We start from the raw sequence: 22,243 nt of genomic DNA, 5'->3' as shown, positions 1-22,243 counted from the left end.
ACCACACTCACCATTCCCTGGCAGCGATCAGCTCCTCCGGATCCGCGTCCGAGAATCCGTACGCCGACGCCACGAACCAGAAGTCCTCGCCTATCTCCTCTCGCGCTACGGTCTCGATCTCGCTCCCCGCCGCCTCGAACTCGGCCTCCAGCACGTTGAACTGCTCGGTCGCGACCTCCGTGAGTACGTACAGAGCCGAAAGATCCGCAGGCTGCTCCGCCTCGATCCGTTCGCACAGGCTCAGCAGGATTGCCTTGCCCTTGTCGAGAACGTGATCCGGAAAGTACTCGTCCGCGTACAACTGCTCCAGGAAGACATGCTCGGCGACCTGGTGGTTCATGATCGGCACGGTGCCCCATCTCTTTTGAAGAGCCCAACGCACCGATCATGCACCACACCACTGACAACCCCGCCCCGAGATCCGGGACCGGGTCTCCGCACCCACGTCCCCGAGGTCACAGCCCGTCGGATCCGTGGCAGGTGACACCCGCCCTCACTGCGAGTCGGCGCCCGCACCCCCAGGACGAGCCGGTCCCCGCTCGACGGCATGCTCACCCAAGAAGGCGCCCGCGTGGGCGGCGGCCTCTTCCCTCGTTGCGAGGTACGAGGCGCCGTCGGCCTCACCATGTGTCCCGTCGGCTCCCGTCCCAGTCCAGCGTCAGCCACCTGATGACGGATCCGGGAACAATTCGGCACTTCCGCCGCACAGTTCGATGCGGCTCGGCTCCGCCTCCGCCGGGGTGGACCTGTCGAGGGCGTCAGGCCATTTCTTGCGCGCGCCCTGCCGGGTGATTCCCCAGGCAGCACCCAATTGCTCGTAGCTCGCACCGTAGGACCCAGCAGTCCCTGCCGCGATTGCCGTCAACCGCTTGACCTCCGCGTCCACCACCTTCCAAGCGGTGAGGACCGAGAGAGTCACGTCGACGGGGTCTGCATCCCACATGCGCTCCACGGGAAGCCCGGTCACCCTCGCGCGCATGGCCGATGCCAGTGGATCGAGGGCATCGAGGAGGGCCTTGTCGAGGGCCGTCTGTTCCTCATGAGTGATCTCAGGCAGCATCATGCCGACAACTTCAGTTACCAAGTCCGAGCATGACAACTAGCGTTACCACAGCCATTCCGGGTACTGTCCCTGCCGCCTGCCAGTCGTACCGAGCGGTCCGCGATGTGGATCCGGACGGAGGCGCTACGCACGTTCGGCGAGCAACTCCGCCACGGAGTCCATGAGTTGTGTGAGCCGGTCCAATTGCGGCCCTCCGCGCGCCCTGCGGAATCCATGACGGCGCCCCCAGAACGCGGCCCGGACCGCATGCAACTGGGCCCAACGCCTGGCGCGTTCGGGATCGATTTCGGCCGCCTCGGCGAAGACGTGAAGGGTGCGGTGCAGCGCCCTCCGCAGGTCGCCCGATTCGAGGAGCACCGGCGCCAGTGTCTTGAGCAGCAGACCGCCGTCGTACGCGGGGTCTCCGGCGTACCCCTTGGGATCGACGGCCAGCCACGGCTCGCGGTCGGCGCGCAGGATGTTGCGAGCATGCAGGTCGCCGTGGATGAGGGTGTCCGGCTGATCGTGGCCCAGCTCCCGGACTGTCGCCACAGCGGCGTCCACCGCGTATCGGGGCAGTGCGTGCGACAACTCCTCTGCTTCCCACAGAAGTCGAGCTTCCCAGTCGTCCGCCTGTTCGCGGAGTCGCGGCAGTCCGGGCGGGGCAGGGACGGCCAGCCGACGGCTGAGCCGCCCTGCGACCCTCACCAGCTCGTCGCCCTCTTCGGCCTCCGCCAGGGTCGACGGCCGGGCCCGTTCCAGCAGCATCGCGAAGTGTGCGTCGTCGCGCTCGTACAGCAGCACGGCTCCGTGTCCGCCCCAGGCCGTGAACGCGTCCGGCTCATGGACGTTCCCTGGATGGGGAAAGGACACCTTCATCACGGCCGCCCCCTCCCCCGGCCGCCGCACCGGAACGATGACGCCGACGCCCCCGTGCATGGCCTCGCCGTCCGGTACGCATGCCCAGCGCCCCAACAGCTCCTCCACGATCCCGGGGAGTTCGGCCAGCCAATCCGCACCGGGCCGGCCCTCACGCTCGATCGTGGTCCGCGCGAACGCCTCTGGTACTTCGATCATCTACGCACCATACGCACCAGCCCAATGAGGCGGCAGGGAATGCCGGAACACACTGGTCGCCCTCGGCCCGGTGGTTGGGTGCACTCGTCGTACGTCGCGCCTACGGCCCGCCGGGGGCACCTGCCCGCAGGCCGTCCATCACCAGGTCCAGCAGGCGCTTCGCGCGCGGTTGCCAGTCACTGTGCGGGTCGATCTGCCAGAGCCCGGCGATGGCCAGCACGAAGTCGTCGGGGGTCAGCCCCGGCCGGATGGTGCCGGCCTCCTCGTTCGCGTTCAGCAGCAGTGCGACCGCCCGGGTCACCGGTCCGTGCCCCAACCGGGCCAGACTGCCGTGCGTGACGGCGGACTTGCGCAGCGCGTCCGCCAGACCCGCCTTGGCCATGGCGTACTGGGCGAGGCGGTCCATCCACTCCCTCAGGGCCCGATCGGGCGCCCGGGTCCGGAGCAGCTGGTCCGCGGCGTCGGCCACCTGCTGCATCTCGTGGCGATAGACCTCCAGGACGAGGGCCTCGCGGTTGGGGAAGTTGCGGTAGAACGTCCCCTGCCCGACGCCTGCCTTCTTCGCGATCGTGCTCAGCGGGACGTCCGCCGTCCGTGTCAGCTCGGCCAGCGCGACGTCCAGGATGCGCTCACGATTGCGCTGCGCGTCCGGGCGCAGCGGCACGCCCTTCTCGTCCCGCACGCATCCTCCTCCCGGAAGCACGGCCGAGTCCGTCCTTGCTGAGCGGACAGCTGTCCGCTAGGTTCGACAGATAAGTGGACAGTCGTCCGCTTGGGTTCACCATAGCGGTAGATCCCGCCGGTGCGTCACCTGCGCCCACCCACAATGGTTCGTCTCTCCTCCCAATGCCCTCTCCCTCCCGGAACATTCACCGGGATCGTCTTGTTCGACGCGCATAAGCAATGCGAAAGAAGGCTGACCATGACCCCATCGACGTCCAGTGCCATCACTCTGAACATCAATGGCGAGAAATACTTACTGCCCGTCGACCATCGCACCACCCTGCTCGACGCCCTCCGCGAGCATCTCGACCTGACCGGTTCCAAGAAGGGCTGCGACCAGGGCCAATGCGGCGCCTGCACGGTGCTGGTCGATGGACGGCGGGCGCTTTCCTGCCTCCAGCTCGCGGTCGCGGCCGAGGGGCGCGTGATCACCACCATCGAAGGCGTGGCCGATGGTGATCGGCTCCATCCGGTGCAGCAGGCCTTTCTCGACCTCGACGGCTTCCAGTGCGGCTACTGCACACCCGGGCAGATCTGTTCGGCCATCGCGGTTATCGAGGAACACGCGGCGGGCTGGCCGAGCGCCGCGACCGACGACCTCCGGCCCGACGCGGGCGTGCCCGCGCTCGGCGCCGAGGAGATCCGCGAGCGCATGAGCGGCAATCTGTGCCGCTGCGGCGCCTATGTGTCGATCGTGCAGGCAGTCGCGCGAGCGGCGGAAGCGGCCGGATCCGAGGACAAGGAGGCAGTGGCGTGAGGGAATTCGGCTACGAACGCGCCGTCGACGTCGCCGAGGCCGTCGCGCTGCTCGGTTCCGATCCGGAAGCCCGCTTCCTCGGCGGCGGCACGAACCTGGTCGATCTGATGAAGGCCGGCGTCGAGCGGCCCGCGCTGCTGGTCGATGTACGCGAACTACCGCTCGACCAGGTCGATTTCACCCCGGGCGACGGACTGCGCATCGGTGCGACCGTCACCAACAGCGATCTCGCGGCCCACCCGGACGTACGGCGCCACTACCCGGCGTTGGCGCAGGCCGTCCTGGCCGGTGCGTCGGGGCAGTTGCGCAACATGGCCACGGTCGGCGGAAATCTGCTCCAGCGCACCCGGTGCGGCTACTTCACCGACATCACCAAAGCGTGCAACAAACGTTCCCCCGGCAGCGGTTGCCCCGCCATCGACGGCGAACACCACAACCATGCGATCCTCGACGCCTCCGAGCACTGCATCGCCGTCCACGCCTCGGACATGGCGGTCGCGCTCGCCGCCTTCGACGCCGTGATCTCGTACCGGACGGCCGACGAGCCGGGCGAATCGCCGATCACCGGGTTCTACCCGCCCGTGGGCGACACGCCGCACATCGAGACCACTCTGCCACCCGGCGCGCTGATCACCGGCGTCACGCTGCCGCCCGCCCCGGTCGCCGTCCACTCGCGGTTCCGGAAGGTGCGCGAGCGCGCCTCGTACGCGTTCGCGATCGGCTCGATCGCCGCCGCACTCGACGTACGGGACGGTGTCGTACGCGATGTGCGTCTGGCGCTCGGGGCCGTCGCGTCGAAGCCCTGGCGGGCCCGTGCGGCCGAGCGGGCGCTGATCGGCGGACCTGCGAGCGCCGAGGCCTTCGCCACCGCGGCGGAGGCCGAACTGGCCGCGGCCGAGGCCCTTCCCGAGAACGGCTACAAGGTGACACTGATGCGCAACCTCATCGTGGCCGTGCTGACCGAACTCACCGAGGAGGTCTCCCGATGACCACGACGACCAGGGGCGCCGCCGTGACAGGGGCCGTCGGCTCCGCCCACACCCGCGTCGAGGGCCGTGACAAGGTCACCGGGGCGGCCCGTTTCAGCGGAGAGGTTCCGTTCGCCGAACTGACCCATGGCTGGCTGGTGTTGTCGACCGTGGCCCGTGGCCGGATCCGCTCCGTGGAGGACGGCCCCGTCCTGGCCATGCCCGGCGTGCTCACCGTGCTCCACCACGAGAACGCGCCACGTGTCGACATCGACTACATGGGCATGCTGGGCCGGCCGAACCCGATCCTCGGGATCTTCCAGCACGACCGCGTGCCCTTCGCGGGCTGGCCCGTGGCGCTGGTGGTGGCCGAGACGTCCGAGCAGGCCAGGGAGGCCGCCGAGGCGCTGGTGGTGCGGTACGACGAGGAACCGCACGACGTCGCCTTCCGCGCCGGACGTCCGGATGCCTACACGCCACAGGACTCCCCGTTGGTCCAGGCCGAGACGGAAAAGGGCGATCTGGAGGCTCAGCTCGCCGCTTCCGCCGTGGTCCTGGAGGCGGAGTACACCACTCCGGAGGAGCATCACAACCCGATGGAGCCGCATGCGGCGACGGCCCGCTGGGAGGGGGGCCGGCTCGATGTCATCGACTCCAACCAGGGCAGCACCTGGGTGGCGGGCGAACTGGCACAGCTCTTCTCGCTCGACCCGGCCTCCGTGCGGGTGCGGTCCGAGCACGTCGGAGGCGCCTTCGGATCGAAGGGCCTGAGCCCGCACCAAGTGGCGGCCGTGATGGCCACGACCGTTCTCCAGCGCCCGGTCCGGGTCGTGCTGACTCGCCGCCAGATGTTCTCCCTCATCGGCTACCGCAGCCCCACGGCGCAGCGGATCCGGCTCGGTGCCGACGCGGACGGCCGGCTGCGTGCCCTCGATCACCAGGCACAGAGTCTGACGTCGACCGTGTACGAGTTCGTCGAATCGAGCGCCGTGCTGGGGCGTGTGATGTACGACGCCGACGCACATCACACCCTTCACCGGCTCGTACGCCTCGACGTACCGACCCCGACGTGGATGCGCGCGCCGGGCGAGGCGCCGGGGTCCTTCGCTCTCGAATCGGCCCTCGACGAGCTGGCCGAGAAGTGCGGCATGGACCCGATCGCGCTGCGCGTACGGAATGAACCCGGGACGGCTCCCGTGTCCGGGCTGCCGTTCAGCAGCCGCAATGTGCTGGCCTGTTACGAGGAGGGGGCGCGCAGGTTCGGCTGGGCGGGCCGGGACCCCCGTCCGGGTCTGCGCCGTGAAGGGCGCTGGCTGCTCGGGACGGGCATGGCGGCTGCCACGTACCCCTCGGGGGTCGGGCCGTCCACCGCGGCCGTGACGGCCGAACCCGACGGGACCTTCACCGTCCGGATCAACGCGGCGGACGTCGGAACCGGTGCCCGGACCGCGATGGCCCTGGTCGCCGCGGACGCGCTGGAGGTGGAGGCGGACCGCGTCCGGGTGCGCATCGGGGACAGCGACCTCGGCCCGGCGATGATCGCCGGAGGGTCGATGGGGACACGTTCCTGGGGGTGGGCCGTGACGATCGCGGCGAACGAACTGCGGGAGCTCCTGGCCCTGGGAGACGGCATTCCGCCGGAGGGGATCACCGCCCGGTCGAACACGGCCGAGGCCATCGGCGCCCTCGCGCAGCAGGAACGTCACTCCTTCGGAGCGCAGTTCGCCGAGGTCGCGGTGGACGAGGACACCGGTGAAGTGCGTGTGCGACGGCTGCTCGGCATCTTCGCCGCGGGCACCATCGTCAACCCGCTCACCGCCCGCAGCCAGCTGGTCGGCGGAATGACCTGGGGGCTGTCCATGGCGCTGCACGAGGAGGCGGTCAGGGACCAGGCCTCGGGCGGCCACGTCGGCGCCGACCTCGTCGGCTATCACTACGCCGCGCACGCCGACGTGCCGGTCATCGAGGCCGACTGGGTGGACGACCCGGTCCCCGGCGACCCGGTCGGGATCAAGGGCATCGGCGAGATCGGCATCGTGGGCGTGGCCGCCGCGATCGCCAACGCGGTGTGGCACGCGACCGGCGTACGCCATCGGAACCTGCCGATCCGTCCGGACCGTGTCCTGCGCGCGGCGGACGAGGCCCGGCGGCGGGCGGCGGGAGGGGCCCGGGGTGCTTGACATCGCCGAGGACCTGAGCCGGTGGTTCGAGGAGGGCCGGGATTTCGCGGTCGCCACCGTGGTGGCCGTCAGCGGCAGCGCGCCGCGCGGTCCCGGCGCCGCCCTGGCCGTCTCGGGTGACGGCACCGCCATCGGCTCCGTCTCCGGCGGCTGCGTGGAAGGCGCGGTGTACGACCTGTGCGTGCAGGCCCTCCAGGACGGGCGGACGGTGCGCGAACGGTTCGGATACGACGACGAGGACGCCTTCGCGGTGGGGCTCACCTGCGGTGGTGTCATCGAGGTCCTGGTCACACCGGTGCGTGCGGACGCGCCGGTGTTCCGGGCCGGGGTGGCGGCCGCGGTCCGAGGGGAGCCGGCGGCCCTCGCCCGGGTGGCCCGGGGCCCGGCGGAACTGCTCGGCCGGGCCCTGCTCGTACACCCCGACGGGTCGTGCGAGGGTGGACTCGACGGGGCTCCGGAACTGGATCGGACAGCGGCGGCGGAGGCCCACGCGATGCTGGACACCGGTCGCACGGGCACGGTCGAGATCGCGGAGGACGGGTCGCGCTGTCCGGGCGGCGTGACGCTCTTCGTGGAGTCGAGGATGCCGCCGCCCCGGATGATCGTCTTCGGTGCCGTGGACTTCGCCACGGCACTCGTACGGGCGGGAAAGTTCCTCGGCTACCACGTGACCGTGTGCGACGCCCGGCCGGTCTTCGCCACCCGCGTCCGCTTCCCCGAGGCGGACGAGCTCGTGGTCGACTGGCCGCACCGGTACCTCCGACGCACGGCGACCGACGGACGAACCGTCCTGTGCGTGCTGACCCATGACGTCAAATTCGATGTACCGCTCCTGGAGACGGCCCTGCGGCTGCCGGTCGCCTTCGTCGGCGCGATGGGTTCGCGCCGCACCCACGAGGACCGCGATCGCCGCCTTCGTGAAGTCGGGCTCAGCAGCCGTGAGTTGTCCCGTCTGCGCTCTCCGATCGGCCTCGATCTCGGGGCCCGTACCCCGGAGGAGACCGCACTGTCCATCGCGGCGGAGATCGTCGCGGCGCACCGTGGTGGCACGGGCGCACCACTGACCGGCTCGGGCACCCCCATCCACCATGAAGCGAAGGGAAGGGAAGCGGGCGGCACACACTCCCGAACGGCCGCGTGACCCGTCAAGGCCGAACGCCTGAGGGGCTGCGGGGCTGAGCGATCTGAGGCTGGGCGGACGCAGGGTTGGGAGAGCCCCTCTCAGCGGCCGTGTTCGCTCAGCCTCACGCCGAGTTCCGCCAGTCCGTCGAGGACCAGGTCGATACTGACTGCTGCGAGCAGAAGCCCCAGAAGCCGCCCGAGCAGCTCGAACGTCGCATGGTGTGTGGCGCGGAGCACGCGTTCCAGGAGCAGGATGCAGACGAGATCGAGGAGAATCACGGCCACATACGCACCGGCGACCGTGGAGCGCCAGGACCAGGACGCACGCGCGGTGGCCTCGATGAGCAGTGCGGTCATGGCCAGCGGACTGACGACGAACGGCACCAGCAGTTCGCGCAGACCGCTGGTCACGTCGGGGGTTTCCTCGCTCAGCGCGTCCACTCCGGTCGGGATCCCCAGGACGAGGCCGACAGCGTAGAGGAAGAAGATGATGCCGCCGGCCAGCAGGAGCGCGGGCGTGCTGATGTGGAACAGGTCCAGGAGCACGGGGGCCGTCAAGCTGACCACCAGACCGATGAAGATCGCCGCGCCGCAGGACAGCAGGGCGATGGTACGGAGTTGGCGAGGCGGGTGCAGTTTCGCGAGGTGGGCGAAGGAGAGCAGAACCTTGGGCGGCCCGACGACCGAGACGAAGGTGATCAGAGCAGCGGAGAAGGTGAGCGCGTTCACCTGCGAAATCTAGGCTGCTGGGACGGGCTTCACGCGTCAGGCGAGGCCGGTCTCCCCCGGATCCGGCGCAAAGAACCACGGCGCCGGGGCTCATGTCCTGCCCTGGCCTTTCCTGGCCTGTCAGGGCCTGGCCTGTCAGGGCCTACGGGAAGGTCTTCCTGACGACGATGCCGTGCCATCGACGCCGGCGTGCTCTCGACGCACACACGGTTGACGCTTCGGCATGGGCTCGGCTTCTCTTCTGCGATGCCTGACATTCGCATCGAACAGCCGGACGGGGAAATCGCGTTCAAGGACTGGCAGTATGTCCACAATACGATCATCCCTACCCATGTCCTGTCCCTGGACGACGTTCGGGACCGCGCCCGGCGGCACCACCTGGAAGTCGCCTATCTCGGTGACGTCCTCGTGGGTTCCAGCACGGTACGCCCGCCCACGGACGAGACGTCGGCGGCCACGGTGATCGCCCGGGTCCTGGCCGAACACCGCGGGCAGGGATTCGGCGAGGAACTCTACGCGCGCGGGCTGAATCGGGCACGGACGCTCGGGGCCGAGGTGGTCGAGACCGTGGTCCTGTCCTCCAACGAGGACGGTCTGCGGTTCGCGCGGAAGCACGGATTCGTCGAGACCGAGCGCTACCTATTGCCCGGAGAGACCGTCCCCTGGATCGACTTGCGGCTCTCCTGACCCGACCCGCCCGAGTCTCGAAGACCCGGGTGCCGGAGCGGTCGGCGGGGAGCCTTCGGCCGATCGTCATCGAGATCCACCCGAGGCACGCGGACTTCGCCACGCATGTCGGCGCGTTCGCCATGCTCGCGGTCCTCGTACTGCATTCGGGTCGGCCCGGTGCTGGCCACCTACCGGCCCCGACCGGGTCCGCCCGCACCCTGTCCGCGTGGTCGGTCAGCAGCAGCGCCGTCATCACGGCCATGACCGTTCTGTGGGGTCCGCTTGCCGCCATGACCAGCCCCAGGACCACGTTCGCCGCCGCCGGAGTGCTTCTCCTGGCCGCCCCGGCCCTCCCCTCGCGCCGCGAGAAGTCTCCTTTCAACAAAATCGCCGATGCCTGAGTCCACCGCAGCAACCGATCGCGCCCAAGGCCAGGCGGGCCCTCCCGGGTGCTCCTTCCGGATCAGAACGGATCAGGATGGATCAGCCCAGGCGAGGGAACGCCACACCTGCTGGGCCCAGGCGAGGTCCGCGGGGTCTTCATGGGTGCAGAACACACCGGCGGCGGTGCCCGGGGCAGGCACCGTGAAGCCGTAGAACTCGTGCCGTTCCCGGCCGTGGTCGTCCGGGGTCAGCCAGAAGGCGTGACGGAGGCCGCCGGACAGACGCTCGATGAGCCGCTGCGCGGGAACGTTGTCCGGGGCACCGGCAAGCAGTTACGGAGAGGAAGCCCTCCGGCGTACGTCCTGGGGTGTCGTCCGTGAACACTGTCACGGCGGCACTGCGGTCCGGCCCGGCGAACTGGTCCGCCCCGTCGACAAACCGGGCGGTGAGACCCGCGCTGCGCACGACGGACCAGTGGTCCCCGAGGCCGGTCCGTACGTCGACGGGGAGCTGGTGCGGGAAGCGGCTGAGGACCTGGTCCCGGTCCCAGGTGTCCGCCAGGACGCGGGCGGCCACCGGATCATGGCCCATGACGAGGTAGGGCAGTTCTTCGGGATCTGCGACCCGAGCGGTGAACTCGGCACCCAGCAGGTCGTCGCCCCAGGGACGAATCCTGTGGGCGAGCCTTCCCCTGAAGACGAGATCCGCGTATCCCTGGTCCTCCCACAGGTCGTGGGCCTTCCGGAGCACGTCGTCGTCGACCTCCAGCCAGACACCCAGGACGAGTTCCGTCGCGTGCGTCAGCCCAACCGGCAACAGGCACCGGATGAAGGAGCCGACACCGTCAACCCGGAGCAGCGCGGAGGGACCGAGCCGGTGCCGGGCCTCCTCGGGCGCGGTGAGGGCGGCGTCGGGCAGCTTGAAACCGATGTCGATGCGCCGCTCGTCCGTAAGGGAGTCGCCGCAGCAGGAACAGGAAGGCAGGTGGCCGGTCACGCCATCAGCCTAGGAAACGGCCGCACCGTCCCATCGCCCGGGTGCCCTGGCGGCGGCCACTCGTACCTGTCCGGCCGCCCGTGACCCCGGAGACGTGGAAGGTCGGAACGCTCGCCGAGGCGAGTGAGCCGACTGTTCGTACTTTGCATCACTGGGTCCGGATCGGGCTGCTCAGCCCATCCAGGCGTACCGCCGCCGGACACCGCGAGTACGGCGAGCAGGACGTGATCCGCCTGTATCAGGTACTCGCGCCGCGCCGTCTCGGGCTGGGCTGGAGACCATCGCCACGTGCCTGGACGTCGGAGTCGACCCCGAACGGCTCGTGAGCGAGTACCTGGCCGACGTCGAAGCCTCCCTCGCATTCCTGGAAACCCTGAGGCAACGCCTGGCCCACATCCACAACGAGTTCGTCTCCGATCGGGCACTGGACATCTCCGCGTTGATCAGCGTGCTCCGGACGATGGGCAGCGCGGGCCCGGCGAGCGAGCAGGCGCTGTGGCGCCACCTCGGCAACGACCAGATACGGACTCTGCGTGACCGGGCGGCGGCGCTGGGCCCTGCCACGCACTACCTGCTGGAGGTCGAGTGGCCGGAGCCGTACAGGAGGGCCGAGGCGCTGCGTACCACCGGGGCGGAGCCGACGGTACCCCTGGTGAGGAAGCTGGTGGAGCACATGGACGGGCTGAGTTCCCTGTTCACCGGGGTGACAGCGGCATCTCGGCTGCGGTGCGGTCCGCCTGGACGCACGAGGCGGCCGCTATGTCCGGCGACCCGACGGGCTCCGGCCGCCCAGCGCGAGTGGGCCCGGAGTGTGTGCACAGAGCCGTTGCCCGAGCCAGCCCTCGTGTGAGGCATCGCGGGGGGGCCGTGGCTCCGGCGGAGTTCACGGCGGTACGGCCGGCCCGTGCCACCCGTCCCGGAGCGGGTGGCACGGGCCGGCCACACTGCCGTCCCGGCCAGTGCCCGGTGCTCGGCGGCCGGATCAGAACACGAACGGTCCGGGCGACTGGGCAGAGGTCGCGTTGCAGGTCGCGGTGATTCCCAGGACCACGACCTTGAGCGACTTCGCCTCCAGGCTGTCTCCCGAGGCGACGGTCCCCTTGAGCGGCCCTGTCGACACAGGGCTTCCGGCGGGGATGGCAGGGTTGGAGCTACCGGTGAACGTCACCGATCCAGCGCCGTTGTTGGTGAGCGTGAGCGTGGACTTCACCGAGTTCGCCCCGACGCTGATCGGTGCCGTGATGGCGGATGTCGAGAGGTTGATGGTCGCGCTCGTGCCGGCCTGGGTGGCGGTGAGAGTCGCGCTGCCCGAGCCATAGACGCCGCAGTCGAAGGAAATGGTGGCGGTGGTGGGGGCGACCGCCTCGGCCGTGGGTGCCAGCGCGAGTGCGCCTGCGGCGAGGGCGGAACAGATGGCGATTCGCCGAATGCCGTACCTCATGGTGGTTGCCTTTCATGTGGGGGGACTGCCGACGTGCCGAGTCGACGTGACACGCCGGAGCACAGAATTCCCTGACATATCGTCAGGGATGTTGCTTCCCATTGAGGCACGACCCCCTTGAAGCAACAAGGCACATCACCATGATTCTTGACATGCTACGGCCAATTCTGGTCACTGCCTGAGCTTCCCTCCCCTCGTCTCGCCGGATGTGCGGGACTCCAGGAGGGCCGCGCGAGGAACAGTGGTCTTCCCCCACGGGCCGGGTCGTCGACAGGGCGGACCGAAGGTATTGGCGTCGGTCCGCGACCGGAGAACACTGACCCCGCCGTTTCATGTGGGCCGAGGCGGCTGCGTTGGTCATCTACTGCTGGAGGGTGGGGCGGTACCGTCGTCTGGGCGTGGTGGAGTCCCAGCACAATGGCCGGGTTCTCCAAGGCCTTCGGATCGTGGGTCAGCAGATGCCGACGTACAGGTAGACGCGCTCGGCCTCGCACGAGCGAATCTACTCAGTTCGCGAGGTGTTGGGGGTTGGCGTCCGGCGCCAGCAGGCTCCTCACGCCCCTCCCTCCCGAAGCGCGGTGGCGGCCAGTGCGGTGGCAGTACCGATGGCTCCGATGATCGCGAAGTCGTCCGAGCCCGGCAGGGATCGGGTGAAGATGGCGGCGGCGTATCGGCGGCCGTCGGGATGGGAGATCACACCGATCTCGTTGCGGACCACGCCGGCCAGGCTGCCGCTCTTGGCCGCGACCCACACGGGCGACCGAAAGCCGCTCGCGATCCCGTGTCGGGTCAACTGCTGGGCCATCACAGCGCGCACCCGTTCGCATGCTGCTGTCGGCCCCGCTTGGTCAGTCCAGATCAACCGCAGTAAGTTGACCATGTCGCGCGGGGCGGTGCGGGTCCCCTGCAAAGGGTCCAAGGCGTGAGAGGCGAGGAGTTGCTCGTCAGCCCACACCAACTCGCTACAGCAGCGCATCGGTGGCGTGGTTGTCGCTGATAGTGAGCATCAACATGACCATGTCCCGCCACGAGAGCACCGCATCGTCCTCGAACAGCGAGATGCCAACCGGGTCGGGAGTCCGGTCGGCGGCACGCATTGTCACGCGCCCACGCATTCGACCCGTCCGAAAACCGCCTTGATGTCGTCCGTCACGGCACCAATTCTGTCAGCACCATTTTTCCCCCGCCCTCTGGTCACGCCCACACCAAGGCGGGAGCCTCCTCGGAGCAGCGAGCGGTTCCATGACCCACCCCAGCCGACCACCTGACGGTTGTGCACGTTCATCTGTGCCCAGCTGAGCACTTCAACATGTACGCGGACAAAGACCGAGCTAGTTGATGATTTCGGCGCGGTCATCCAGACGGATTGCGGCCAGCCGGTCTCGCCACATCTGGAGAGCTTCGGGTGTCTGTCGCGTCCAGTCGGTGACCTCGCCAACGATCCGCAGCGGGTCCCTGCTGCGATAGGAGCGGGTGGGATTGCCGGGGAACTTTCTGTCGGTGACGTTGGGATCGTTCTCGAACTCCCCGGTCGGTTCAACGACATACACGCGCGGGGCCCCGTCACCGGCGGCGAGTTCGGCGGCGAGTCCCGCACCGTCGCGCAACGCGGTGAAGTAGATGTGGTTCATCACTATTTCGGGCCGGTAGTTGGAACGGAAACCGGCGGTGAGCTGATCTCCAACCTGCAGCTTGGCCTTCGTGCCGTGAAAGAACGGCCCCTCATCCAACACCTCGTTCATCATCACAGGTTATCAAATCAAACTGTCGTGACGGCGAGCCATCCAGGACGGCTCGAACACCGTGATCACACCAACCACAGTGAGATCATCCAACCTTGGTCAGCAGTCACGGGATAGCCTCTGACCTCGATCCTTCTGATGGGCCGTCGACGAAGTCGGCGGCCCGTTTCGTTGCCCATGACCGAAACAGGGCAGGCCAAGAGTTCGGGTGTCGTCTTGAGTAAATGCCGGTTTCCACTGCGCCGAGTAGAAATGACACTGCTCCCAGAGGGGAAGCTGCTGATCAGCCAGGGTTCGGCGGGAGTGCGAGCGTTCGAGGGCGTCTGTGAACTCGCGGGTCCAGGGCCAGTGGCAGGCAGCTGAGCGAGGGCCGGACGGGCGGCCGCGATGTGCCCGACGGCCGGGGTCGAGCCCGCGTTCCTAGGTCTCAACAGGACGGCGATGGGTTCGCCGATTCCTCCCGGAAGCGGACACGGAGATGGGAGCCGATAGGCTTCTTCACCTGGAAGACTCTTTTGGTCTCAGCGGGAAAGAATCTAGCCAAAGTCCTCATTTTTGCTGGTCAGAGGCAATTTCTACTCTTTGATCGCCTGCCGGTCAGCCCGCTTCATGAAAGCACGAGACTCATGCCTGCCCGGTGGATCGTCATGTCATACCGATCCCCTACTCCGAGGCGGCCACTATCGGATACCTCAGCTCCTCAGGGAGGAACCAGTGACACCGCATTCCCTCGCGTTCTACATGGGCGTGATCACGTCCGGAACGGTTCTTGGTGCCAAGCCGACGGACACTCCCGATCGGGTCACCTCGATCCTGGGCTCCGACTTTGCCGAGAACTCCTTCGACGACCAGAGCATGTGACGCGACTACGGGATGGTCGAGTTCTTCTGGTGCCGGGAATCACGCGACCACGCCTGGACGGGGCACCACTTCACCTTGCAGGTGCATCGGCTTTCCATGGGCGGCAACACTGTCAACAGGGTGCTTCGTGAGCGGTACGGCCGTTTCGGCCGCCGGCTTCGCTTCGACAGACTTGAGCGAGTGCTGACCACACGCGGCGTGCACCTGGAGGGCGTCCCGAATCCCAACGCGCCGGCCTACACCCTGCACTCGCAACCTGCCTCCCAGGTGTCCGTCTTGGTATTCCGGTCCGCTGAGAGGGGCTCACGCCAGCGCGACAGTGAACGCATAGGTGACGTGCACACCGTCTCATCGTCGATGACTGCCGAGCAAGTGGCCTGGTACAGGTCGCGCTACGGCGACCAGAATGCCTAGGCGTTCCGTCCTCAGAGGGGGTGTGCGATTCCTTGATCAGTATCCTCATAGGATCAAGAAGGCTCTGCTCTCGCTGTTCACTGCATTGGCCCGTTTCGTCATGCCGCCCTCCTCGCCCGGCTACTCGGGCGGCAAGGAAGCATCCCTCACCGGATGTTGATTGCGTCCCTGCTGGCCGGGTGGCCGGGTGGCCGGGTGGCCGGGTGGCCGGGTGGCCGACAGTGTTCGTCGGCTGGTCCCTCTCGCAACTCGCGCAGCCGAGCCTGTTTCCCGACTCGTCGCCCTGCTACGGCACGCGCAGCGCTCCTGTCACTCGGCATTGCCCGCCCGGCTCGTACTGTCCGCACGCAGACGGGGAGTTGCGGACGGTCAATGAGACGAACGCCAAGATCGTGTTCTGGACCGCCGCCAACACCACCCTGACGGCGGCGACTGCCGCCGCCTTGCACGGCGTCGTCAACGAACTTGACGGCGCTCGCCACGTCAGGGGCGCCCTGAGCCTCGGCCACCCTTGTGATCGGGCAGACGGGTGCTGCCAACGGGTTCCGGCTCTCCGTCACTTGGAGGCCGAGCCGAGTGCCGGGCCACTTGATCCGGTCATGCGGATCGGGCACGAACCCAGCGGCGGATCGAGGCGACGGTGACGCCGACTGGGCGGTGCTGGCAGGACGGAGATGCTGCCGGGACGTGCGTGCAAGGTCCACCGAACAGGCCCTACTCCGGCCACACGACCCACCCGTCCACGACCTGGAGCACTTCCGGCACCGGGTCTTCGTAGAACCTCAAGTAGCCGAGCGAAACGGCGCCTTCCACCAGCGTGTGGGTGTCGTGCGCCCGCGCAGCGAGCCAGCGGAGCAATTCGCCGGTCTGGTCGAATTCGTCCGGGTGGATTTCCTGCCGGGAGGTCAGCGCCCAGCCGTTCCGGGGCAGGTGTGCGCGGTCGGCCAACGCAGAGCAGAGGACGCCGCCCACACGCCGGGCCGCGCCACGACCGGCCAGCAGTGGACAAGGATCGTCCTCGACCACGAGGCCCCGACTCTCCCTCCGTCACGAACGGGAACCCCGTCACGATGGACAGCCGCTCCGGCTGCGGACCGATTCCCAGATGCCAGCGCAGTTCGTCGAGCTCCTGCTCGGAGAGCTCGTCCCGCAGATCGACGGATATCGCCAGTTCGTACACCTCACTCACGTCCCGCACCCTACAGAGACGGACCGACGCTCCGGTCCGGGGCCGGGCCTCCCTCGAAGTGCTCCTGACGGACTGGCTCGACCGGATCGAGCCCGTGCACACTCCCGGCAGCCCCTGAGAAGTCCCGCCTTCGGGAACCGGCGAGGAAGGGAGGTGCGGGAGAGCCGGGGAATACCCGTGAGCGCAGCTGGGTCGGCGCGGTGACAACCTCACACCATGTCGCGCCACCGGCTCACCCCGTTCGGGCCCGCCGGAATCCCAGGTCGTCGATACGGAAGGTGGGATGGCTCGTGCGCCGGCACGATGCCCGGCAACCTCCGGGGTGGGTCGAATCCGCCACCGCCGCGGAATACGCGGTACGGGCCGTAAACCTCGGGGTCATAGAGGTCCCAGCACCACTCCCACACGTTGCCGATCATGTCGTGCAGTCCCCATGCGTTGGGCATCCTGGTCGCGACATCATGCACTTCATCGCCGGAATTCCCGCGGTGCCAGGCGATCTCTTCCAGGTCCCCGTAGCGGTCGCCGGAGGTCCCGGCCCTGCACGCGTACTCCCACTCCGCCTCGGACGGGAGTCGGTAGCCGTCGGCCTGCCAGTCGCACACCACGTCCGGCCCGTCGGAGTCGTCGCCCCTCGCATAGCAGGGCTGGAGTCCCGTTTCCCACGAGAACAGATCGCAGAACCGGGCAGCCTCGTTCCAGGAGATCTCGGTCACCGGCGTACGCGGACCGGCCGGACTCCCGGGTGCACTCGCCCCGCACCGCGTGGTACAGCTCGCGGGTCGCCGGTACGACGCCAGCCGGAAGGCGCCGACGTCCACCTTCCAGTCCGTCCTTGTGCCCTCGTCGCGCAGGACGATCTCCCTGCCGGGGATGCTCCGCATGGTCTCGGCGCTCACCTGGCGAAGTACGGACTCCGCGCTCATCCCAGCTCCTCGTATACGCCGGCGCATCAAGTCCGTGCGCCGGACCGGCAGTCTCGGGGGTGAGTGATCCCTGCCGCTGCCTCTTGGGTGAGTGACGATACGGACGGGAGCGTCGCGGCGGCGCGGAGCGGAATTCCGGACGCCCCGCCACATCACCCGGCGGCGGACCTGGTGGTCCAGAGAGGATCGATGTGGCCCAGCCAGGCGTCCTGTTCGTCCGCCAGCGGTTGCCTCAGGGGAAGCGGGAGGAAGCGGCAGGCGAAGGCGAGGCCGGCATCGTCGCCGTCGCCTCGGACCCGGTGCTCCCAGAAATCAGGGGTGTCGGCCGGTGCTCGGACGAAGAAGAAGGCGGTCCTGCGCGGCTGTCCGGTCTCGGGATGCGGCTTGTCCTCCACGGCGATCTTCCGCACCACGGTGGCTGCCGACAGCCCGGTCTCCTCCGTGACCTCCCGTAGCACAGCCTGTTCGAGTTCCTCGTCCGGTCCGACTCCACCGGCGGGCACCTGGGTGCCGGCCGCCGGCATTCCGATGTGGTCGAACACCAACAGTTCGGGTACGGCGCCCTGCCGGATCACGTATGCGGCAACACGGAGTCTGGGTCGAGTCATACCTGCATTGTCCGTTGTCGGCGCCTAGCAGTGCGCGGATCGGGCCCCTCGGGTCCGTGGATCACCGGCCCCCGCCCCCGTGGTTCTCGCCTCCTGGAAGAATGGTGAGGTGACGAGCACAGAGGAACTCTTGCGGGAACAGGACGCACTGCGTTCCGCGGCGGATGCGGTCGGCGCCGATCTGCGCCTGGACGAACTGCTGTCCGCGGTCGGCCGGCCCGTGCGGGTGGGGAGTTACGCCCTGGGGCTGATGGTCCGCCGCGACCTGGACGTCACAGTGATCTGCCCGAAGCTCGACCCGCGGACCCTGGAGGCCGTCGCCGGGATCGGCGCGCGGCTGGCGCAGCACCAGCGGGTGCGCCAGGTCCGGTTCCGCGACGACACCGGAGAGTGGAACACCGACCCGGACTACCCCGACGGGCTCTATCTCGGTGTGGACTGCCGTTCGGCGCGAGGCCAGGACTGGAACCTGGACATCTGGTTCGTCGACGAACCCGACCGCCAACCCGACCTCGCCCATCTTGAGGCGCTGCCTGCGCGCCTCGCTCCCGACACCCGCGCGGCGATCCTCGGCATCAAGCAGGCGTGGGCGGACCGCGCCGAGTACGGCAGCTCCGTGAAGAGCGTCGACGTCTATCGCTCGGTCCTGGACGGCGACGTCCGCGCCCCCGAGCAGTTCGACGAGTGGCGTGTCCATTCCCTCAACAGTCAGGCTGGTCCTCTCGGATGAACGACGCTCCCGTTCTGCTGGACGTCCGGTTCGACGATGCCGGCCTTGTCCTGAGCGGAGCGCCCGATGAGGAGGGGGTCTACTACCTCCCTCGCCAGGGGCGGGCATCGGACACTTCACGGTGCTCGCTCTCCCTGGCCGAGGCGCTGCACGCGCGGATCCGGCCGGTCGGAACTGCCGAGACGGTTTTGCGGAGTTGGGCGACGGACGGGCCGGCCCCCGGAGTGGCTGCCTGGGTCGATCCAACGGCCGCTGAACCGGTACGGGTCCGGGCCGGAGCGGTGGTGATCCGTGACGAACGCATGCTCCTCATCGGCTTCGAGGAGGACGGGCAGCCGTACTACGAGATTCCGGGCGGCGGGGTCGAGGACGGCGAGACACCGCACGCTGCGGTGATCCGTGAGCTGCGGGAGGAGTCCGGTCTGCACGGCGAAGTGGTCGCGGAGGTGGCCCGCGTCTGGAAGGACGATCGCCGCGAGCACTACTTCCTCGTACGGGCCGAAGGCGAGATCGGTGCCCGTGCGGAACTCGACAACCATGGTGGGACGCCCACGTGGATTCCGGTCACCCAGCTGCCCACCACCCCGGTGTGGCCGCGGCGACTGGCCTGGCGCCTTGCCCACTGGCATGCGACAGGCCTGCCGGCCCGGCCTGCCGAACTCGCCGACAGCATCAACGACCTTCAGGCCCGCTGCACTTGGTGACTGCCTTGTGGGCTCCCTTCCTACGATGCGTGCACACGCCGGGCGCCGGCCCCGGTCCTCGCCATGACGGCGGCCCGGCCTTCCGCGTACCCGTGCCTCGCACGGAGGGCCTGCCGCGGCCGAGCGAGAGCGCTCGTGTCGCGACAGGCCCCGCGCGGTGGGCATCGGGCGTACCGGGCCGGCAGACCCCGCGTGCCGTCAGGCCGTGTGCAGTGTCAGCCCGTACCGGTTCAGGATCTCGTTGATCGGCTGGTGCCAGGTCTCCCCGCCGCTGGTGCAGTTGCCCCAGCCGCCCGACGTGACGCCCTGGGCCTGGTCGCCGCTGATGAACGAGCCTCCCGAATCCCCGGGCTCGGCGCAGACGCTCGTCTTGGTCATCTGATAGACGGCCCCCTGGCTGTAGTTCACGGTCTCGTTCGTGGCCAGCACGTTGCCGCAGTGCCAGTGGCTGGTGGAGCCGGAGCGGCATATCGAGGCGCCGATGGGCGCCGCTGCGGAGCCCCGCACCAGCTGGTCCGAAATGGTGCCCCAGCCGAGGACCACGGGCACGGTCCACCAGCCGTTGCCCACGCTGACCCAGGCGTAGTCGTCACCGGGGAAGGACGACCCCTGGAAGTTGCCGATGGCCGAACCGTCCCAGCCGCTGACCCCGGCACCCGCCTGTCCGCAATGTCCCGCCGTGACGAAGCCGCCGTACACGGAGAAGCCGATGGAGCACCGGACGTTGCCCGTGTAGTAGGGATCGCCGCCCACGGTTCCGGCGGCGAAGGTCCTGGGCGCCTCGGGGGTCTGGTTCACCACTACCGGGCCCGACTTGCGGGCCCGCTCGACGAATGCGCGGACATCGTTGTCACCCTCTGCCGAGGCGACGACATCGACGACGACCCGGTTGGCCTCCGGGTCGACGTGCCAGCTGCTGACACCGTCCGGCGCGGTCATCCTGTCGATCCGCGCCTTGGCCGCGTCGAGCTGCCGTGCGCTGTGGCGGACGACCCGAACGGACACCCCGGACGCGCGTACGTCGTCCGCCTTCCGGCCGTCGGTGACAGCCACGGTGAGCCTGCTCGTCACCGGATCGAACCAGGAGCCGGCGTAGGACGATCCTGCGGCCTTCTGCGCCGTGCCCTGTGCGGCGGTTGCCGTCTTCTCCGCGGCCAGCCTCGCCCTGGCCTGGCTCTCCGTGAGGCCGAAGTCCCTCTGCATGGCGGAGAGCAGTCCCGTGGAGGCCGGTGCGTCATCGGCCGCGGATCGGGGTGTCGAGGAGGCCTGGTCCGCCGCGGCGGCGGAGGCCGGTCCGGAGGCGAGGCCCACGGTCGCCCAGGCTCCGACGACCAGCGCGGCAGCCAGACTCGTACGCAGCGTGTTCATGCATCTCAAGGCAATGGCCCTTCTGTTGTTCCGGCATTGTGGGGGAGGAACAGCAGGCGTCCGGGAGCTCTCACCTGAGAGCGCTCTCAGAGTGTGCCGCAACGGACTGTAACGCAGTGTGTCTATCAGGTCCATGCCAATGGACGTTTCCCCTCCGCCCCGAGGGGCGGTCTCCTCCCGACGCCCCCGCCCCGTTCCGGCCGTCCCGCGTACAGCACGGACACCTATGCTCGCGCCGGCCCGACGCCTCACCTCCGCCACGGGTCCCGCGAACAGCAGCAACCCCTCCCGCAGGAGCCTCACCATGACATCTTCCGCCGACGAATCCGCCTCCTGGACCAGACCCTGGCAGGGGCCGCCGCGCGTCCCCCATACGGCCCTCGACGAGGACACAAGGCGCGCATCGAGCCTTCCGGCCACCCTGCTTCCCGCACCGGACGGGATGAACCACCCTTTGGTCTTCGAGCCCGCCCTCAAGCACTTCGCCCATGCCTACCCGGGCAGGCGAGCCGCACTTCGGTGCCGGCGAGGAAGCGACGGGACGGGCCTGGCACCGGGCGCGGCGTACCGTACTGGACACGGTGCACGCGACCGTCGCGGACGGCCCGTGGGGTGACCACCTGGTGCTGCGTGGCAGCGTGTTGATGGCGACCTGGTTCGGGGAGGCCGCCCGTGACCCGGGCGATCTGGATTTCCTCGTCGTGCCCTGGGACTGGGCCCTGGACGACCCCCGGCTCTCCGGCCTCTTCGAGCAGATCGCCCGGGACGCGGCAGCGGCCGCCGACCGGGGCTCCGTACGGATCGACGCGGCGGGCATGGTCACGGAGGACATCTGGACGTACGAGCGCGTTCCGGGCCGACGGATGCTCCTGCCGTGGACGGCGGACGGGGTGCCCGGCGGCGCCGTTCAGCTCGATGTGGTGTTCAACGAGATCCTTCCCTCCGCCGCCGCACTCACCGAACTCCAACCGCTGGGCGACGGACCGGGCTGCCGAGTGCAGGCCGTCTCCCCCGAACTCTCCCTGGCCTGGAAGCTGCTGTGGCTGGCCACCGACCTGTAACCGCAGGGCAAGGATCTGTACGATGCCGTGCTGCTCGCGGAACGCACGGTGTTACGAGTTGGTGCGGGAGGCGTTCGTCCTCGGTGGGACCGAGCGTCTGCGGCCCATCGGCCCCTGGATGGTGGACGAGATGGCCGTACAGGCCGGCTGGGAGCACTTCACCGCCGAACACCCGTGGGTCACGGAGAGCGCGGAAGGGTATGGCGGACGTCTCGCGCGGGCGCTGGCACCGCTGCTGGAGACGGAGATCCCGACCGAGGGGGCGGCCAGGTACCAGCAGTGGGCCCGGTGGCTGCAACCGCTGGTGGAGTCCACGCGCACGACGGCCCCGGGGCACCCCGCCGCCGCGCTCGGGCAGCTGGCCGACGGTGGCCGGGACGGACTGAAAGCGGCCGTCGTGGTCGTACGGGAGATCGTGGGGGCCGGGAGTCACGGTCTGGCGGACACACTCGCCGACGTCCTCTCCCATGAGGGGAGTTGGCAGCACTGGCGGGACCATCCCGAGGCGTGCGCCCGGGTCCTGGACGAGTTGCGCTGAACAACTCCCCAGGT

The 22,243-nt window shown here is 68.9% G+C and carries 26 protein-coding genes; 12 read left to right on the top strand and 14 right to left on the bottom strand.

Annotated features, from left to right (window positions below):
- Window positions 1–7: 7 nt before the first annotated feature.
- The 4 genes from GA0115234_RS22680 to GA0115234_RS22665 all read right to left on the bottom strand — a co-directional run bounded on the left by GA0115234_RS22680 (window position 8) and on the right by GA0115234_RS22665 (window position 2,801).
- The gene (locus GA0115234_RS22680; protein WP_093544563.1) at window positions 8–349 is read right to left on the bottom strand and encodes a DUF5713 family protein; all 342 of its coding nucleotides are present in this window, start codon (window positions 347–349) and stop codon (window positions 8–10) included.
- A 309-nt stretch (window positions 350–658) separates the two neighbouring features.
- Window positions 659–1,063, bottom strand: coding sequence for a hypothetical protein (locus GA0115234_RS22675; protein WP_237541610.1), 405 nt, complete (start codon window positions 1,061–1,063; stop codon window positions 659–661).
- 123 nt (window positions 1,064–1,186) lie between these two features.
- On the bottom strand, window positions 1,187–2,119 hold the full coding sequence (locus tag GA0115234_RS22670) for an aminoglycoside phosphotransferase family protein (RefSeq protein WP_093544560.1): 933 nt from the start codon (window positions 2,117–2,119) through the stop codon (window positions 1,187–1,189).
- 100 nt (window positions 2,120–2,219) lie between these two features.
- Window positions 2,220–2,801 (bottom strand): TetR/AcrR family transcriptional regulator, encoded by a 582-nt coding sequence (locus GA0115234_RS22665; protein ID WP_093544558.1) that lies wholly within the window; start codon window positions 2,799–2,801, stop codon window positions 2,220–2,222.
- A gap of 240 nt (window positions 2,802–3,041) precedes the next feature.
- Between GA0115234_RS22665 and GA0115234_RS22660 the strand changes: the two genes are divergently transcribed.
- From GA0115234_RS22660 to GA0115234_RS22645, 4 genes are read left to right on the top strand one after another with little or no spacing between them, the layout of a single operon-like run.
- Entirely contained in the window at window positions 3,042–3,599 is a 558-nt protein-coding gene (locus tag GA0115234_RS22660; protein ID WP_093544555.1) for a 2Fe-2S iron-sulfur cluster-binding protein, read from the top strand.
- Window positions 3,596–4,588 (top strand): FAD binding domain-containing protein, encoded by a 993-nt coding sequence (locus GA0115234_RS22655; RefSeq protein WP_093544552.1) that lies wholly within the window; start codon window positions 3,596–3,598, stop codon window positions 4,586–4,588. The genes GA0115234_RS22660 and GA0115234_RS22655 overlap by 4 nt, the downstream gene beginning before the upstream one ends.
- Entirely contained in the window at window positions 4,585–6,747 is a 2,163-nt protein-coding gene (locus GA0115234_RS22650; RefSeq protein WP_093544549.1) for a xanthine dehydrogenase family protein molybdopterin-binding subunit, read from the top strand. The genes GA0115234_RS22655 and GA0115234_RS22650 overlap by 4 nt, the downstream gene beginning before the upstream one ends.
- Complete coding sequence (locus tag GA0115234_RS22645) at window positions 6,740–7,888, top strand: XdhC family protein (RefSeq protein WP_093544790.1); 1,149 nt, start codon at window positions 6,740–6,742, stop codon at window positions 7,886–7,888. Before GA0115234_RS22650 ends, GA0115234_RS22645 begins: the two co-directional genes overlap by 8 nt.
- Window positions 7,889–7,968: 80 nt before the next feature.
- Here GA0115234_RS22645 and GA0115234_RS22640 read toward each other — a convergent pair whose 3' ends face one another.
- Entirely contained in the window at window positions 7,969–8,598 is a 630-nt protein-coding gene (locus GA0115234_RS22640) for a MarC family protein (RefSeq protein WP_093544546.1), read from the bottom strand.
- Window positions 8,599–8,844: 246 nt separating this feature from the next.
- Between GA0115234_RS22640 and GA0115234_RS22635 the strand changes: the two genes are divergently transcribed.
- On the top strand, window positions 8,845–9,285 hold the full coding sequence (locus tag GA0115234_RS22635) for a GNAT family N-acetyltransferase (RefSeq protein ID WP_093544543.1): 441 nt from the start codon (window positions 8,845–8,847) through the stop codon (window positions 9,283–9,285).
- 522 nt (window positions 9,286–9,807) lie between these two features.
- Here GA0115234_RS22635 and GA0115234_RS44385 read toward each other — a convergent pair.
- On the bottom strand, window positions 9,808–10,647 hold the full coding sequence (locus GA0115234_RS44385; protein ID WP_093544540.1) for a DUF2199 domain-containing protein: 840 nt from the start codon (window positions 10,645–10,647) through the stop codon (window positions 9,808–9,810).
- A gap of 41 nt (window positions 10,648–10,688) precedes the next feature.
- On the opposite strand from GA0115234_RS44385, the gene GA0115234_RS43535 reads away from it, so the two are divergent.
- Together GA0115234_RS43535 and GA0115234_RS43530 are read left to right on the top strand one after the other, a co-directional pair.
- Window positions 10,689–10,973 carry a MerR family DNA-binding transcriptional regulator gene (locus tag GA0115234_RS43535; RefSeq protein WP_343335950.1) on the top strand — a complete coding sequence of 95 codons (285 nt, stop codon included), beginning with the start codon at window positions 10,689–10,691 and terminating at the stop codon, window positions 10,971–10,973.
- Window positions 10,970–11,497 carry a hypothetical protein gene (locus GA0115234_RS43530; protein ID WP_237541608.1) on the top strand — a complete coding sequence of 176 codons (528 nt, stop codon included), beginning with the start codon at window positions 10,970–10,972 and terminating at the stop codon, window positions 11,495–11,497. The genes GA0115234_RS43535 and GA0115234_RS43530 overlap by 4 nt, the downstream gene beginning before the upstream one ends.
- Window positions 11,498–11,629: 132 nt before the next feature.
- Here the strand turns inward: GA0115234_RS43530 and GA0115234_RS22615 are convergent, their stop codons facing one another.
- The 4 genes from GA0115234_RS22615 to arr all read right to left on the bottom strand — a co-directional run bounded on the left by GA0115234_RS22615 (window position 11,630) and on the right by arr (window position 13,830).
- Window positions 11,630–12,088: a hypothetical protein gene (locus GA0115234_RS22615; RefSeq protein ID WP_093544537.1), complete on the bottom strand. Its 459-nt coding sequence runs from the start codon at window positions 12,086–12,088 to the stop codon at window positions 11,630–11,632.
- Window positions 12,089–12,641: 553 nt separating this feature from the next.
- The gene (locus GA0115234_RS22610; RefSeq protein WP_093544534.1) at window positions 12,642–13,064 is read right to left on the bottom strand and encodes a serine hydrolase; all 423 of its coding nucleotides are present in this window, start codon (window positions 13,062–13,064) and stop codon (window positions 12,642–12,644) included.
- On the bottom strand, window positions 13,051–13,191 hold the full coding sequence (locus tag GA0115234_RS22605) for a serine hydrolase (protein WP_161275638.1): 141 nt from the start codon (window positions 13,189–13,191) through the stop codon (window positions 13,051–13,053). The genes GA0115234_RS22610 and GA0115234_RS22605 overlap by 14 nt, the downstream gene beginning before the upstream one ends.
- Window positions 13,192–13,419: 228 nt before the next feature.
- Window positions 13,420–13,830, bottom strand: coding sequence for an NAD(+)--rifampin ADP-ribosyltransferase (arr, locus tag GA0115234_RS22600; RefSeq protein WP_093544787.1), 411 nt, complete (start codon window positions 13,828–13,830; stop codon window positions 13,420–13,422).
- A 714-nt stretch (window positions 13,831–14,544) separates the two neighbouring features.
- On the opposite strand from arr, the gene GA0115234_RS43525 reads away from it, so the two are divergent.
- Window positions 14,545–14,691 (top strand): hypothetical protein, encoded by a 147-nt coding sequence (locus tag GA0115234_RS43525; RefSeq protein WP_237541607.1) that lies wholly within the window; start codon window positions 14,545–14,547, stop codon window positions 14,689–14,691.
- A 1,128-nt stretch (window positions 14,692–15,819) separates the two neighbouring features.
- Here GA0115234_RS43525 and GA0115234_RS22580 read toward each other — a convergent pair.
- The 3 genes from GA0115234_RS22580 to GA0115234_RS22570 all read right to left on the bottom strand — a co-directional run bounded on the left by GA0115234_RS22580 (window position 15,820) and on the right by GA0115234_RS22570 (window position 17,828).
- Complete coding sequence (locus GA0115234_RS22580; RefSeq protein ID WP_237541606.1) at window positions 15,820–16,131, bottom strand: hypothetical protein; 312 nt, start codon at window positions 16,129–16,131, stop codon at window positions 15,820–15,822.
- 372 nt (window positions 16,132–16,503) lie between these two features.
- Window positions 16,504–17,178, bottom strand: coding sequence for a formylglycine-generating enzyme family protein (locus GA0115234_RS22575; protein WP_370804545.1), 675 nt, complete (start codon window positions 17,176–17,178; stop codon window positions 16,504–16,506).
- Window positions 17,179–17,372: 194 nt separating this feature from the next.
- The gene (locus tag GA0115234_RS22570; protein WP_093544525.1) at window positions 17,373–17,828 is read right to left on the bottom strand and encodes an NUDIX hydrolase; all 456 of its coding nucleotides are present in this window, start codon (window positions 17,826–17,828) and stop codon (window positions 17,373–17,375) included.
- Between the two features lie 109 nt (window positions 17,829–17,937).
- Between GA0115234_RS22570 and GA0115234_RS22565 the strand changes: the two genes are divergently transcribed.
- Entirely contained in the window at window positions 17,938–18,558 is a 621-nt protein-coding gene (locus GA0115234_RS22565) for a hypothetical protein (RefSeq protein WP_093544522.1), read from the top strand.
- Complete coding sequence (locus GA0115234_RS22560) at window positions 18,555–19,262, top strand: NUDIX domain-containing protein (protein ID WP_093544519.1); 708 nt, start codon at window positions 18,555–18,557, stop codon at window positions 19,260–19,262. Before GA0115234_RS22565 ends, GA0115234_RS22560 begins: the two co-directional genes overlap by 4 nt.
- A 198-nt stretch (window positions 19,263–19,460) precedes the next feature.
- Here GA0115234_RS22560 and GA0115234_RS22555 read toward each other — a convergent pair whose 3' ends face one another.
- On the bottom strand, window positions 19,461–20,630 hold the full coding sequence (locus tag GA0115234_RS22555) for a S1 family peptidase (RefSeq protein ID WP_093544516.1): 1,170 nt from the start codon (window positions 20,628–20,630) through the stop codon (window positions 19,461–19,463).
- A gap of 488 nt (window positions 20,631–21,118) precedes the next feature.
- Here GA0115234_RS22555 and GA0115234_RS43520 point away from each other — a divergent pair, with 488 nt between their 5' ends.
- Window positions 21,119–21,691, top strand: a complete 573-nt coding sequence (locus GA0115234_RS43520; protein WP_237541605.1) for a nucleotidyl transferase AbiEii/AbiGii toxin family protein — start codon at window positions 21,119–21,121, stop codon at window positions 21,689–21,691.
- 22 nt (window positions 21,692–21,713) lie between these two features.
- Window positions 21,714–22,229 carry a hypothetical protein gene (locus tag GA0115234_RS43515; RefSeq protein ID WP_237541604.1) on the top strand — a complete coding sequence of 172 codons (516 nt, stop codon included), beginning with the start codon at window positions 21,714–21,716 and terminating at the stop codon, window positions 22,227–22,229.
- Window positions 22,230–22,243: the final 14 nt, after the last annotated feature.

The organism is Streptomyces sp. DvalAA-43 (genome assembly GCF_900091725.1).
Classification (GTDB): Bacteria; Actinomycetota; Actinomycetes; order Streptomycetales; family Streptomycetaceae; genus Streptomyces; species Streptomyces pulveraceus.
The sequence above is the reverse complement of the archived record's forward strand: the minus strand, read 5'-3'. Positions and strand labels throughout refer to the sequence as shown.